Raw genomic sequence first — 14438 nt, 5'->3', positions numbered from 1 at the left:
TAGGGAGGGCACTCTGTTCTATCTTCCCCTTACGAGTAAAAAAGTCAAAGCCAAGAAAACCCTGACTTTGACTTTGTCCTACTTGTTACTTAACTACTCTTTCTTGTCGTTTTCGTTTACGTCTTCGTATTCAGCGTCAACGACATCTTCTTCAGAGCCTTCTTGGCTTTGTTCTTGCTGTGCTTGTTGAGCTTGTTCATACATCTTAACAGAAAGCTGCTGAACCTGCTCTTGTAGTGCGTCTTTCTTCGTGCGGATTTCTTCTAGATCTTCGCCTTCAAGCGCAGTTTGAAGTTCTTGCTTCGCTTCTTCAGCTTTTTGTTTCTCTTCCTCTGTTACACTTTCACCAAGATCGTTAATCGTCTTGTCAGTTGTGAACACAAGCTGATCAGCTTCGTTACGAAGCTCTACTTCTTCACGCTTTTGTTTATCTGCTTCAGCGTTCTCTTCCGCTTCGTTTACCATACGCTCTACTTCATCGTCAGACAGACCAGAAGATGATTTAATGGTAATGGATTGTTCTTTGTTAGTACCAAGGTCTTTCGCACGAACGTGTACAATACCGTTATTATCAATATCGAATGTAACTTCGATTTGTGGAACGCCACGTGGTGCTGGTGGAATATCTGTTAATTGGAAACGTCCAAGGGTTTTGTTATCCTGTGCCATTTCACGTTCACCTTGTAATACGTGAATATCAACTGCCGTTTGGTTATCTGCTGCAGTAGAGAATGTTTGAGAATGGCTTGTAGGAATAGTTGTATTACGTTCAATAAGTTTCGTTGTAACGCCGCCCATTGTTTCGATACCTAAAGAAAGTGGTGTAACGTCAAGAAGCACAACGTCTTTTACGTCTCCTTGCAACACTCCGCCTTGAATGGCAGCACCAAGGGCAACTACTTCGTCTGGGTTAACACCCTTAGATGGGTCTTGCTTAACCTCTTTCTTGATTGCTTCCTGAACTGCTGGGATACGAGTAGAACCACCTACAAGAAGCACTTTATTAATGTCGCTTGCAGACATGTTGGCATCTCTTAGCGCGCGACGAGTTGGTTCCATGGTACGTTCTACAAGATTAGCAGAAAGTTCTTCAAATTTCGCACGAGTAAGGTTCATTTCTAAGTGTAGAGGACCAGCTTCTCCAGCAGTGATAAATGGCAGAGAAATTTGTGTTTGCGCTACACCAGAAAGGTCTTTCTTTGCCTTTTCAGCAGCATCTTTAAGACGCTGAAGAGCCATTTTATCCTGAGAAAGGTCAATTCCGTTCTCTTTTCTGAACTCTGCAACCATGTGATCAATGATAACCTGGTCAAAGTCGTCTCCACCTAGTTTGTTATCTCCTGCTGTGGCAACCACTTCAAACGCACCGTCACCGATATCCAGAATAGATACGTCGAAAGTACCTCCACCAAGGTCATAAACTAGAAGCGTTTGATCCTGCTCTTGATCAATGCCGTACGCAAGCGCTGCTGCAGTAGGCTCATTAATGATACGCTCTACTTCTAGACCAGCAATCTTACCAGCATCTTTTGTAGCCTGACGCTCTGCGTCATTAAAGTAAGCTGGAACGGTAATAACCGCTTTTTCTACTGTTTCCCCTAGGTATTCTTCAGCGTAAGATTTGATGTGCTGAAGGATAATAGCAGAAATCTCTTGAGGAGTGTATTCTTTTCCTTCGATTTCTACTTTATAGTCAGTGCCCATATGACGCTTAATAGACTGAATCGTATTTGGGTTAGTAATCGCCTGACGTTTTGCAACCTCGCCTACCTGACGCTCACCGTTTTTGAAAGCTACAACAGAAGGAGTTGTACGATTACCTTCTGGGTTTGGGATTACCTTTGATTCGCCACCTTCCATGACAGCGACACAAGAGTTTGTTGTTCCTAAGTCAATACCAATAATTTTACTCATGACTAAATATCCTCCTTACTAATAACGTATGTAGTTTATTTGTTTATTGATTAACCTTCACCATGGAAGGCCGGATTACACGATCTTTGAGTTTATATCCTTTTTGCAGTTCCTCAACTACTACATTGGAACCGAAATTCTCATCCTCCACCTGCATAACTGCTTGGTGTAATTCAGGATCGAACTCTTCTCCTACAGCAGGTATTTCTTCTACCCCTTGTTTCTCTAATGCATCTTTCAGTTGTCTATATACCATGTTCATACCATCTACAAACGTTTTTGCAGATTCATCCGGTATTTCAGTATTTAATGCACGTTCAAAGTTATCTACTGCAGGCAATAGCTCTTCAATTACGTCTTGAGCTTTATATTTTAAGTCGTTTTCTCGCTCTTTTTTAGAACGACGACGGAAGTTATCGTAATCAGCCTGTAAACGAGTGAGACGCTGGTATAATTCATCTTTCTCCTGCTGCAGCTTCTCTACTTCATCATTAGCTTCATCTTCTTCCACAACTTGTTGGTCTGGGTTATCAACGACCTCTTGATCTACCACATCTTCTTGCTGCTCTTCATTTATTTCCTCAGTACGTTGTTGTTTATCTTCACTCACGATTGTCACCTCCTCTTGAAAAATCCGCCTTACGGACCAAATAAGAATATATCAGAAAATGGTTTTAATCTAAACCATAAAAACTTATTTCACATAAACACTTATTGGTAGTAATCCTGTAAATACAAGACACCTACTCATACCCTGCTTTTACCGGATTAAAACACAAAAAGAGGGAGGGAAAATCTGGTTCCCCTCAACTTTATCAGTTATGCCCATTCTGTTCATTTTGATACCAAGAATGAAAGGTCTGGGTCATATTACTGGATAAAACATTTAATAAGGAAATTACTTTAGAATATTCCATCCTAGTCGGGCCAATTAACGCGATTGTTCCCATTTGTTCTTCTCCAAGAGAGTAAGAAGCTGTAATTAAACTGCAGTCTTTCATCGCATTTACTTCATTCTCCCTGCCAATGGTAACTTTAATATCTTCTGTATCATTGCGAAGTAATTGAGCGATTTCCACTTCTTCTTCAATCATGGAGTATAGATTTCGAACTTTTTCGATGTCTTTAAACTCTGGCTGCATCAAAATATTGGTTTTTCCACCTACATAAAGCTTCACTGGCTGCTCTTCAAATAGGGCAGATTGTAAATATTGATACGCCTTGTCGTATTCATTCGTATGAGCCTTTAACAGCTCGGCAATCTCAGAGTTTAGCTTCTGGTGAAGATAAATGATAGGCACCCCATACAGTTTATCATTGAGGATATTTACCATCTTCTCCAAGTCACCCGGTTGAATATCCACGGGTATCGTAAAGGAGCGATGCTCTACATGTCCAGTATTCGTAACGAGTATAGCAACCGCTGAATGAGTCGATAGTGGTATAATCTGCAGCTGCTTTAGTTTCGTTTCATACACTTCTGGTCCAAGAATAATAGAAGTATAATTCGTTAGATCAGAAAGAACCCGCGCAGATTGCTGCACCACTTTTTCAAACTCTACCAAATGATTTGTAAAAGCGTGCTGTATAAACGTTTGCTCCGTCCTGGATAAATCAAAGGGAGACATTAAGTAATCTACATAGAATCGGTACCCTTTTTCTGAGGGAACACGTCCCGATGACGAGTGAGTTTTCTCTAGATACCCTAACTCCTCCAGATCAGCCATTTCATTTCGAATAGTAGCCGAACTATAGGTAATGGTATCTTTCTTAGAAATGGCCCGCGACCCTACTGGTTGCGCAGACTGGATGAAATCATCAATAATCACTTGCAATATGAGTAATTGTCTTTCTGTCAACATGATGATCACCTCTGTTAGCACTCGATTCCTTTGAGTGCTAAATCTAATAATAAGTTATCAAATGCCTTTATCGTTGTCAACAAATTTAACAAAGAAGATTGGCATAAAGAAGAAGCTTATTACAACTGATCATCTTCGAGTAAAAATTCTTGAAATACATTGTTTCCAAATAACCTTCCATTTGGAGTGATACGTATATAATCTCCCGCTTCTTCAATCCAGTCCTTTTGTTTTAAATACTGTAGTTCATCATTATATAGATTCTGTATCGCATATCCATAGCGCTTTTGAAATTCACTCTTGGAGACTCCAGCCGCTTTTCGAAGTCCTAAAAACATCTGCTCCTCCATTTGTTCCCTTATGGTAATCGGCTCTTCGTGGAGGATAGCATTCCCTTGTTCATGTACTTGTTTAATATAATGTGGTAATGGTCGAAGATTTACCGTTCGTTTCCCTGGGAGATACCCATGCGCACCAGAACCGAATCCAAAGTAGTAATTATTATCCCAGTATGTCAGATTGTGTTTACTTTCATAACCCGACTTGGCGAAGTTACTAATTTCGTATTGAGGTGTGCCGTTTTTCTCCATCTTGTTTACGAGCATCTCATACATCATTGCTTCTTGTTCTTCTACAGGCTTTTCCAATTTCCCTTTTTGGTGACGCTGGTAGAAAACAGTTTTTGGTTCAATTTGCAAGGAGTACGTAGAATAGTGAGGTAAATCCAAACGGATAGCTTCTTCCAGCGTGGCTTGAAACCCTTCTACTGTTTGATCTGGAAGTCCATAAATTAAATCAATGGATACATTCTGAAAATCATATTTATCAAATAGCTTCAGATTGTCGTACACATCCTGAACCCTATGAAGCCTGCCTAGCTTTTCCAGCATCGTGTCATCAAAGACTTGAACTCCAAAGGAAATCCGATTCACTCCGTAATATTTTAAAAGTGATAATTTTTTCTCATCAAATTCTCCAGGATTTGCTTCAAATGTGTACTCCTCACACTGTTCCACATCAAAGGAGGCAGCGATTGTTTGCAACAACCTCTCTAGCTGGGCGTGATTTAGTGCAGTTGGAGTGCCACCGCCCACGAAGATTGTTTTCATATATTGCTTACGTTTTCCCACTGCTTCTGTCATTTCCCTGTCTAACGCATCAAGGTAATCATCAGCTAATTTCTCGTTGTAGAAGAATTTAGTAAAATCGCAATAATGACAAATTTGCTGGCAAAACGGAATGTGAATATAAGCTGAAGTTATCATAGTTGCTCACGTTCCTTTAAAAAAGTGTAAAAACCGCAAAGAATACCTCCTTGCGGTTTCATAACGTTAATCGTTATCTGAATCCATTTCCAGTACAGCCATAAAGGCTTCTTGAGGTACCTCAACCGATCCTACCATTTTCATGCGTTTTTTACCTTCTTTTTGCTTCTCTAGAAGCTTACGTTTACGCGTAATGTCACCGCCATAACACTTAGAAAGTACGTTTTTACGCATTGCTTTAATAGTAGATCTTGCTACAACCTTATTACCAATAGTTGCTTGTATCGGTACTTCAAATTGTTGTCTTGGAATGAGGTCCTTTAGTTTGTTCGCTATTGCTTTTCCTCGATCATACGCGAAATCGCGGTGTACGATAAAGGATAGAGCATCAATGGTATCCCCATTCAGGAGTATATCCATTTTCACCAAATTAGAAGGTCTATATCCAACTAATTCATAATCGAAGGAAGCATAGCCTTTCGTTTGAGATTTAAGCTGATCAAAGAAATCATACACAATCTCTGATAATGGAATTTCATACGTTATGTTAACGCGATTATCATCCAAATACTCCATATCCTGAAATGCGCCGCGTTTCTTTTGACAGATTTCCATAACAGGACCCACGTAATCATTAGGCACCATAATCGTAGCACTAACAAATGGTTCTCTTACTTCATTAATGGACTGGGAGTCTGGCATTAAGGATGGATTATCAATTAGTATTTCTTCTCCGTCTACCATCTCCACCTGATAAATTACGCTTGGAGCTGTAGTAATCATTTGAATACCGAATTCCCGTTCAATTCGCTCCTGTATAATTTCCATATGAAGAAGACCTAAAAAGCCGCAGCGGAAACCGAAACCTAAGGCTTGAGATGTCTCAGCCTCATACTGTAAGGAAGAATCGTTCAATTCCAGCCTCTCAAGCGCTTCTCTTAAATCATTATAGTTACTTGCTTCCACAGGAAACATTCCGCAGAAAACCATCGGATTCATTTTCTTATACCCTGGCAGCGGTTCTGGTGCTGGGTTAGTGGCACTAGTTATCGTATCCCCAACTCGAGAATCACTTACATTTTTAATAGAAGCCGTTAAGAAGCCAACATCCCCAACCGTTAACGAATCCTTGGAGGTAGGCTTCGGATTAAAGACTCCTAGCTCGTTGACTTCAAATTCCTTGCCTGTTTGCATCATTCGAATTTTTTGACCGACTCGTACTGTACCTTCCTTAATGGCAATGGAGGCTATTACACCGCGATAAGGGTCGTATAAGGAATCAAAAATTAACGACTTCAACGGGGCATCAGGATTTCCTTCTGGTGCTGGAATACGTTCTACAATTGCTTCTAGTATTTCTTCAATCCCTTTACCTGCTTTGGCTGACGCTAGAATGACCTCGTCTTTTGTTACCCCAAGCAAATCCTCTAATTCCTGTGTTACTCGTTCAGGATCAGCAGCCGGTAAGTCTACTTTGTTAATGACTGGAATAATTTCTAGATCATTATCCAAAGCAAGGTATAAATTGGCCAGTGTCTGTGCTTCAATACCCTGAGCCGCATCTACAACGAGGATAACTCCTTCACAGGCTGCAAGGCTTCGTGACACTTCGTATGTAAAATCGACGTGTCCTGGAGTATCAATCAGGTGGAACAAATAATCCTCATTCGTCTTTTGGGATTCATACTTCAGTTGGACTGCATTTAGTTTAATTGTAATGCCTCGTTCACGTTCTAGGTCCATCGCATCAAGGAATTGTTCTTTCATTTCTCTATCCGTTAATGCCTTCGTTTTCTCTAATATTCGATCGGCTAATGTTGATTTACCGTGGTCTATATGAGCTATGATAGAAAAATTTCGTACGTTCTCTTGCTTAATTATGTCGTTACTCACATTATCACTCCTACTTTGGTTCCCGACATTCACTAGAATTGATTATAGCAATGTAAAGCCAATTCTTCAACGAAAAGTAATATTAGCATATAATCGAATACACGTATTAATGGTTAGCCTTGCCAGTTTGTATATCATCTTTAGTCTTCAGGGCTTTTTCACGGTTGTACATTCATGATGGTAGCTTAGCCATAGTATGGAGGTCCAGCTAAAACCGCTCCGCCCTATAGCAACTGCGCCCCACGACGGAGCCAATAGGAAAGCGATGGTCTGCAGGCGATAGCTTCCTCTCATAACATAACAGACCTTTATTAATACACAGGAGCTTGAATGTAAGCCTTGTGTACTATCCCCATACCTTTCATCTTGATGTTTAACAGAGTAAAACAAATAAAAAGCGTCTGACCTTTATGGACAAACGCTTGCCATCCTATCATGAATAAAAAATCTGGACAAATTGGTAGACAATAAAGATTATGGTGTTGTACACCCATTTGACAGCTTTCTCTAAAGCAAAAGCAAGCTTTTGAACACCGTGGTCGGTCTGCATTTCAGCATATGCTTTTTGTTTCTCCTCTACTGAAACTTGTTCAAACCCTTGCCCTAACACTTCCACTTCGTAGGAGGAGCCTTTAGAGGGATTTGTTTTTACCGCTTCCTGCAACGAGTCATTAGAAAAGCCCCGCATTTCTATAATCCCTAAACTTGCTTGGTTCATACCGAGCAATACACCGCTTAAAAATAATATAATTAACAGAAGAACCGTTGTGGTGAAGCGTATCATTCCAATCCCTCCTTTAGTTAGCGTTTACTTTTTCAGCCTTCCAATAAAAATCACTGAACACATCTGCAACTGCATCAGCGCTTCGATATAACTCATCTAAATTATTTTCAAGTCCGCCAAATTCAATGAGGATGGCGTTTGGTGATAAATCCTGATTGTATTTTCCATTAGAGCCTGCATCTTTTTTCGTGTACACTCCCCTGCTTAATCCTGGGTACATTTTTTCTACTCGCTTATGAAGCTCATTGGCAAGCTTTAAATTTTCTTCGTGCTTTGCAAATTTACCACCAATGACGAAAAAGATCCTTGCATACGATTTACCATGTATTTTCGTCGTAGTAATGTCTTTCGGAAGGGAATCCCGATGCAAGTCAAAATAGTATTGTAAGTTATCATCCTGCTTCATCGCTGTCTCTACCACTGGTCGAGAGGCATCATACGATTCATAATAATTAAGTCCTTCCTCCTTCAAAATACTAGGTATATCTGTCTTATCTACAGTTGCTCCAATACCATTATTTTGTAATCCCTTTGCAAGTCTTTCGCCAACTAATGTTATATTTGCCTCCGAATGGTATGCTTCGTCCGGTTTTGTGCCTTTTGGTAAAAGAGGTAAAAAGGATTCACGATTATGAGAATGGTATATAAATACAACATTCCGATCCCCTGTAGACTGGGTTGGTTCCTGCTTTTCTTTACTTTCCTCTTCCTCTTCCTGCTTAACAACTGCTTCCTTCTCTTGATCAAATACGTCCATGGGTGGAGAGGATTCAATTGGCATATTCGTGTAATCGGTTCCTTCTCCAGCGACAATAATTTCGCCATCAAAGACGGAAAATCCAGGAATCTCTCTTCCAAGCAATGTTCGTGGGTCCGTTAATTTGATACTGGTAACGGTTTGAAAGACGAGCTCAGACATTTTTATTTCTTCTTGCTCATCTGGATATGCCTCAATAAAAATGCGATTCTCCATCCCCATCAATCTAAGGAAGGAGGCACCATTTACTTGACTTGTCCAATGGTGAAGCGTAGAAGACGAAAGTCGATAGGCTGGTTGTATAGAGGTTAGAATTCCAATAAGGAGAAACACCATTACAATGCCTAGTAAGTAAAAACTACTTCGTTTATACCATTTGTTCATTTCCTTCTGGATAGGGCTGATGCCTTTCGTTTTCATGGTCCCATCCTTTCCCTTATTACTTCAGACTCTAGTAAATTCTATGAGCCTTTAAGAGAAAGTAGAACCGCTTCCTATCTTGTAAATGATTCTTCGTTGTCTGGATTTACAGTTTCATGGAGAGCAGCATTCATCCCTGTTGCGATGACGTGCGCCATATCCTTCATAAAGCCGTCTACCTCCTTAGGAGTTACCATTAAATTGTGACCCAACGGATTTAACACTTCATGGATTAGCTTTCTTTTCTCATGTTCTGATAAGGTTCCAATCATCCCTAACACAGATTGTCTTTGCTCCTCATTGGGAAGATCCTCTTCCGTTAATTCCTTTCTTTCTCCAAAATCCATGCCTGCAGGGGTTAATGCTTTGGATGCTTTTCCCTTTTCATTCCACTCCCTGCCAAAATGCTTCAATAAATAATCAATCGTATCACTGGTTATGGTAACAGCATCGACTACAGTTGGAACCCCTACAGCAATAACTGGAATCCCTAACGTTTCCATACTTAATTCCTTCCGTTTGTTTCCTACTCCTGATCCGGGATGGATTCCCGTATTGGATAACTGAATGGTTGCATTCACACGATCAATTGACCGTGATGCAAGAGCGTCAACTGCAATCACAAAATCAGGCTTCACTTTATGAATTACACCAAAGATAATATCACTCGTTTCAATTCCCGTTACCCCCATCACACCTGGGGTTAAAGCAGATACTGGACGATATCCTTCTGCAACTCTCTCAGGCTGCAATGCAAATAAGTGCTTCGTAACAAGTACTTTCTGCATAACCATGGGCCCTAGTGCATCTGGAGTTACATTCAGATTTCCCAGACCAACTATTAAACAGCTAGCATCTTCTGGCAGTTTCTCCTTCCCTATCAACTCTTCTAATTCTCTAGCAAACACAGTGGCGGTATGATGCTGCAATTGAGCATCGTGCTGTCGAATTCCGGCAGATTCAATCGTCACATAGGACCCTGGCTTCTTGCCAATTTGTTCCGCCCCCGCTTCATCCACATCTACATAGGTTACTTTTATCTCGCCTTCCCTTTTTTCTTGTACGTGTACACCACTCTTCCCCTTTGTGCTCTTATCTTCTACCATGTCTTTTGCTTCTACAGCAAGGTCAGTACGTACTTGATATTTCTCCAAATCAATTGGCATGTAGGAAACCCTCCGCTTTTTTCATTAGCTTAAACAGGAAGGTTCTCTTTCATACATTCAAGAGAATTTACTTAACAAGGTATGATTTATATTGAAAACTTCTTGTGGCTTTGATAAAATGTCTTTTGTTCGAGTAATTGCTTATAATACAAGCAGGCTTAAACTTCCAGGGAGGTGAAACGATATGGCAAATATCAAACAAGCTAAAAAACGCGTTGTAACGCAAAGTTTCCAACGCGCTAAAAACCACTCCTTCAAATCAGACATGCGTTCTGCAGTGAAGCTAGTTGAAGGTCTAATCAGCGAGAATAAAAAAGAAGAAGCGCAACAGGCTCTTCTAACAGCAACTCGTAAAATCGATAAAGCTGTAGGCAAAGGTATTATCCATGCAAACAATGGTAACCGTCATAAATCTCGTCTAACGAAAAAAGTAAACGAGCTTACTGCATAAGCATATTCCCGTTTATGACCAACAAACGATCCAATCAGGATCGTTTTTATTTGCAAAAAAGCACGGACTGATGAAGCATCAGCCCGTGCTTTTTTAACTGCTTTTTTTCTTCACATTAATTAAGCGGTATAATAATAACTCAAAGGATAAATTCTTCTCCATTTTCCCCTGCTTCATGGAAGCATCAGCCTCCGTCAATAATTGTGTAATACTTCCCAATTGGTTGTTACTAAACCCTCTCTCCCTCTTTAAAGCCATTTTAATAGCGAAAGGATGAGCTTTGATTTGCTGAGCCATTTGATTTTGCGTATAGCCTTTTTGTTGGAGTAATTTTGTCTGTTGGATTAAACGGAATTGAGAAGCAAGCAATGCTAACAACGCAATGGGCTCCTCATTTTGCTTCTCTAAATCCTTATATAGTAATATAGCCCGCTCTACATTCTGATTCATAACAGCATCCACTAATTTCAACGCCGAAGCTTGCGGATTATGGGAAGACAATAATTCAGCTGTTGCTTTATCAACTGTGCCACTCTCACCCACATATAATGCCATCTTTTCTAGTTCCCGTCGAATGGACATGAGGTTTGTCCCATTTTCTTGAATAATGATATCAATGGCAGGGGACTCTATGTTTATGTGTAATTCTTTAGAGATAGAGTATATCCAGTTAGTCATTTCATGTTCCTTTAGCTGCTGGCACGGAACCACTTTTCCTGACTTCTTAATTTGCTTTACTATTTTCTTTCGTTCATCCACCTTTTCATAAGGTGCAATGAACACCATTATGGAATACTCGACAGGGTTCTCTAAGTATTGCTGAAGCACACTCATGTCATGCTCTACCTGTGTTTTATCCGGCTTCGCTTTAAACAGACTGGCATTTTTACAGAGCAATATTTTCCTTTCCCCTAGAAAAGGAAATGTCTCTGCATCCATCACGACTTCTTGAATTGGAAACTCTTCCAAATCGTAAACGGACAAATTCACGTCCTGTTCATCCTGCTTTAGACCATTCTGGATGATGGCATGCTGTATATCTTCTATAAGATAACTTTCTGTTCCATATAGTAAGTACACGGAATCTAACTGTTGTTTCTTAATTGCCTTTAAAGTGTCAAAATAGACCATCGATTTTCCCCCAATTTACATCTAAACTTATGGTATATGGAATATCGGAGGCTTTCAAGAGAAAAGAGAAAGGGAAATGGCTTAACCATTCCCCCCGGCATCTATATAAACGCTTGAACAACAGCCCCAGGATACTGCAATTCAAACGATGTTTTGCTTTACTTATAGAATAGCCAAAAAAGAAAAAACTATGGATGTTAACTCTTGTCAACAAAGCCAGCTAATTGGCACAGAATTTCTGTACGTTGTGTAGATTTTTCTGGTATAATCACTTATAGTAGGAAATGGCATAGGAGGGGTCTTTTATGAACGAATTTAAAAAAGAAGTGCAATCACCGACAAACGATGTTATTGATTCTGCAAAAGGGTTTGTTTTCTCTTTCATTTTCTTCTTCATCATTTTCGCAATCGGTGTAGGGGTAAATCTAATTAGCATCTTGTAAGTAAGCGCCATCAGACGGAATACTTAGTCGGAAAAGAGACTGTTAGAGCAGTCTCTTTTTTTATGTGGAGTACGCATTACTTTGTTTCATTCAGCGATTCCTGGGTTAGAATACAATGCTATCCTATGGAAGAAAGGTATGGAATGTTCCTGTATTGTTCGAAAAAGTGTAGGAGACTGCCCCATGTTTATCTGTGCGATATATCGGGATACCTCTATCCTCATACGTAGCAATAATAGTAGGATGGGGATGTCCATATCGATTCATCTTGCCAACAGATATCCAGGCAGCAGCGGGCATATAGTGATTTACAAATACAGATGAACTGGACGTTTTACTCCCGTGATGGGCTACCTTCAAAACATCTACTTGTTTATCTGGGTATAGCGTCATGATTTCTTCCTCTATGGGTGTACTTATGTCACCTGTAAACAACCATCCTTTCCCGCCCATGTGTGTGTAAACAACTAAAGAGTTATCATTCTTATCTCCTTGTTCATTATCAGGGTTCAATACTTCAAATAATTGATTCTCAATAGTAAATTCATCTCCACGCTTGAGACGGTGAATGGAACGTACTCCTGCTGCGTCACCAGTGTCCCATTCATAATAGGGACTGACTAAAATCGTATCCACATGGAATTGCTTCAACACCTCCTCCATACTTCCCATATGATCGTGATCTTTGTGAGAAATAAGCATTGAATCCACCTTTTGAATACCCCTGCTGTGTAAATAAGGCATAATATTATACATAAAAATTTCTTCTTTGTCAGAGAATACCTTCCCAGCTGCATCAATTAACATAATATGCTTCCGATGAGGCCACTCCAAAATAAAGGTATCACCTTGTCCAATATCCAGCATCGTTACTTTCCCTTCTGAGGAAAGGTAAGGAAGGGAGGAATGAAACATAAGGATGCTTACCATTAAGACACCGTACCACAAAGACTTAAGGAGATACTCATTCTCCCAACACCTCATAAAGGTAAGAAACAGTACATAATACATAATAATAAACAAAAGACCCATTTCCCCTAGTACCCACTCCAACAGAACATACTGATCCATATAATCAACCATACTCACTGTGAAGTCAATTACATAACGGAAGAGTGTATCCAACCATAAAGCAAGCTGGATAGGGAATAACAACATTACTAAGAGCAATAAACAAAAAGGAATGATAATAAAAGAAAAGAGGGGGACAATGAATACATTAGCAAAAAGCGAAACGGGGTTTAAAACATAAAAATAGAGGACTTGCAACGGAAGGAGAATTAGCTGACTTATTAGGCTGATTCGGAGCAGCACAGTAACCGGGCTAACATGATGGAACAGCTTAGGAGAGAATAATAAGGAAAACGTAACCAAAAATGAAAATTGAAAACCTATATTAAATGCCAGCAATGGATTCACCAACAAGAACCCAACTACTAGTAAGCTTAGTACATCAACAATCGAAATGCGAAGGCGCAGAAAGGAAAGAAGTATTGCTGCCTCTGCCATACTTGCCGCTCTCATAACGGAAGGAGCTCCCCCTGCCAGTATTACATAAATGGGTAAAATCACCAGCAACAGACCCTTAAGCCATTCCTTTGAGAGCATTCCAGCTCGCAGGCATATGAAAGAAAATATAGCTATGCACAATCCTACGTGAAGACCCGAGATGGCAAGTAGATGAGATAGGTTCCACCGACGAAACAACTCCACAGTTTCCTCCTCTAGATATCTATCCTCTCCTAACAGTAAGGTCATCACCCACCCAGCTGTAGATGTTGAGTAGGTTCGTTGGAGTTCTTGGATAATTCCCTCTCGAACTTCATGTATGAAGTGTCTTGGGGAAGAGCCTTGGCAGACGATGTCTTGTTTCTGAATAGAAATTCTCCCCTGAATCCCGCTAGTGCGTAGAAAGTTACTATAGTGAAATCCTCCGGGATTGCGACTTACAATAGGTTCTTCTACAATTCCTGACACGTGGCATGTAGCACCTATTTTAAGGTCTTTGGAAACATCTTCCGTCTGGACCAAACCTAGCCACTTGTCTCCCTCTTTCTCTTGTATTTGAATTTGAACCCTTTCCTTTTCTACTGACGGATGGGAAATAACTCTTCCTTCAAGGCTGATTTCTTTATTCCATGAGGTTAGCGGTTGTGGGGTAACGAAGGGTGTGTACATATAAAAGAGGGTGCAGAGAAGGAGAGCGAGCAATAGGAAGTAGTACGGAATCATGCAACGAATTAGCAGTGTGGTATAGGCTGCTATTGCAACACAAAACCATATAAAAGGGGCGGATGAGATATACACTCCTAATAACGCCCCTGTAGCTAGTAAGTATTGTTTGCCGTTCAT

The 14438-nt window shown here is 40.2% G+C and carries 12 protein-coding genes; 2 read left to right on the top strand and 10 right to left on the bottom strand.

Going from position 1 to position 14438, the window contains the following annotated elements; all coding sequences use genetic code 11:
- Positions 1–93: 93 nt before the first annotated feature.
- The 8 genes from dnaK to gpr all read right to left on the bottom strand — a co-directional run bounded on the left by dnaK (position 94) and on the right by gpr (position 10061).
- Entirely contained in the window at positions 94–1914 is a 1821-nt protein-coding gene (gene dnaK, locus ACFFGV_RS02960; RefSeq protein ID WP_377345079.1) for a molecular chaperone DnaK, read from the bottom strand.
- Between the two features lie 43 nt (positions 1915–1957).
- A complete protein-coding gene (gene grpE, locus ACFFGV_RS02955; RefSeq protein ID WP_377345078.1) occupies positions 1958–2524 on the bottom strand; it encodes a nucleotide exchange factor GrpE in 567 nt (188 codons plus the stop codon).
- 205 nt (positions 2525–2729) lie between these two features.
- The gene (hrcA, locus tag ACFFGV_RS02950; protein ID WP_377345077.1) at positions 2730–3776 is read right to left on the bottom strand and encodes a heat-inducible transcriptional repressor HrcA; all 1047 of its coding nucleotides are present in this window, start codon (positions 3774–3776) and stop codon (positions 2730–2732) included.
- Between the two features lie 119 nt (positions 3777–3895).
- Positions 3896–5041, bottom strand: coding sequence for a radical SAM family heme chaperone HemW (hemW, locus tag ACFFGV_RS02945; protein WP_377345076.1), 1146 nt, complete (start codon positions 5039–5041; stop codon positions 3896–3898).
- Positions 5042–5107: 66 nt separating this feature from the next.
- Complete coding sequence (gene lepA / locus ACFFGV_RS02940; RefSeq protein WP_377345075.1) at positions 5108–6934, bottom strand: translation elongation factor 4; 1827 nt, start codon at positions 6932–6934, stop codon at positions 5108–5110.
- Between the two features lie 433 nt (positions 6935–7367).
- Positions 7368–7718, bottom strand: coding sequence for a DUF3679 domain-containing protein (locus ACFFGV_RS02935; protein ID WP_377345074.1), 351 nt, complete (start codon positions 7716–7718; stop codon positions 7368–7370).
- A 13-nt stretch (positions 7719–7731) separates the two neighbouring features.
- A complete protein-coding gene (spoIIP, locus tag ACFFGV_RS02930; protein ID WP_377345073.1) occupies positions 7732–8895 on the bottom strand; it encodes a stage II sporulation protein P in 1164 nt (387 codons plus the stop codon).
- Positions 8896–8969: 74 nt separating this feature from the next.
- Entirely contained in the window at positions 8970–10061 is a 1092-nt protein-coding gene (gpr, locus tag ACFFGV_RS02925; RefSeq protein WP_377345072.1) for a GPR endopeptidase, read from the bottom strand.
- A 184-nt stretch (positions 10062–10245) separates the two neighbouring features.
- Here gpr and rpsT point away from each other — a divergent pair, with 184 nt between their 5' ends.
- Positions 10246–10512, top strand: coding sequence for a 30S ribosomal protein S20 (gene rpsT / locus ACFFGV_RS02920; RefSeq protein WP_377345071.1), 267 nt, complete (start codon positions 10246–10248; stop codon positions 10510–10512).
- 93 nt (positions 10513–10605) lie between these two features.
- On the opposite strand, the gene holA is transcribed toward rpsT, so the two are convergent.
- Positions 10606–11643: a DNA polymerase III subunit delta gene (holA, locus tag ACFFGV_RS02915; RefSeq protein ID WP_377345070.1), complete on the bottom strand. Its 1038-nt coding sequence runs from the start codon at positions 11641–11643 to the stop codon at positions 10606–10608.
- 305 nt (positions 11644–11948) lie between these two features.
- Between holA and ACFFGV_RS02910 the strand changes: the two genes are divergently transcribed.
- Positions 11949–12086: a YqzM family protein gene (locus ACFFGV_RS02910; RefSeq protein ID WP_377345069.1), complete on the top strand. Its 138-nt coding sequence runs from the start codon at positions 11949–11951 to the stop codon at positions 12084–12086.
- Between the two features lie 123 nt (positions 12087–12209).
- Here the strand turns inward: ACFFGV_RS02910 and ACFFGV_RS02905 are convergent, their stop codons facing one another.
- Positions 12210–14438 carry a DNA internalization-related competence protein ComEC/Rec2 gene (locus ACFFGV_RS02905; protein WP_377345068.1) on the bottom strand — a complete coding sequence of 743 codons (2229 nt, stop codon included), beginning with the start codon at positions 14436–14438 and terminating at the stop codon, positions 12210–12212.

It is taken from the genome of Pontibacillus salicampi (genome assembly GCF_042434395.1).
Taxonomy (GTDB): Bacteria; Bacillota; Bacilli; order Bacillales; family BH030062; genus Pontibacillus; species Pontibacillus salicampi.
The sequence above is the reverse complement of the archived record's forward strand: the minus strand, read 5'-3'. Positions and strand labels throughout refer to the sequence as shown.

Excerpts from the sequence above, each read along its gene's own strand:
- hrcA (WP_377345077.1), bottom strand. The coding sequence starts at position 3,776 with ATGTTGACAGAAAGACAATTACTCATATTGCAAGTGATTATTGATGAT.
- gpr (WP_377345072.1), bottom strand. The coding sequence starts at position 10,061 with ATGCCAATTGATTTGGAGAAATATCAAGTACGTACTGACCTTGCTGTA.
- rpsT (WP_377345071.1), top strand. The coding sequence starts at position 10,246 with ATGGCAAATATCAAACAAGCTAAAAAACGCGTTGTAACGCAAAGTTTC.
- spoIIP (WP_377345073.1), bottom strand. The coding sequence starts at position 8,895 with ATGAAAACGAAAGGCATCAGCCCTATCCAGAAGGAAATGAACAAATGG.
- ACFFGV_RS02905 (WP_377345068.1), bottom strand. The coding sequence starts at position 14,438 with ATGAACGGCAAACAATACTTACTAGCTACAGGGGCGTTATTAGGAGTG.
- holA (WP_377345070.1), bottom strand. The coding sequence starts at position 11,643 with ATGGTCTATTTTGACACTTTAAAGGCAATTAAGAAACAACAGTTAGAT.
- ACFFGV_RS02910 (WP_377345069.1), top strand. The coding sequence starts at position 11,949 with ATGAACGAATTTAAAAAAGAAGTGCAATCACCGACAAACGATGTTATT.
- hemW (WP_377345076.1), bottom strand. The coding sequence starts at position 5,041 with ATGATAACTTCAGCTTATATTCACATTCCGTTTTGCCAGCAAATTTGT.
- dnaK (WP_377345079.1), bottom strand. The coding sequence starts at position 1,914 with ATGAGTAAAATTATTGGTATTGACTTAGGAACAACAAACTCTTGTGTC.
- ACFFGV_RS02935 (WP_377345074.1), bottom strand. The coding sequence starts at position 7,718 with ATGATACGCTTCACCACAACGGTTCTTCTGTTAATTATATTATTTTTA.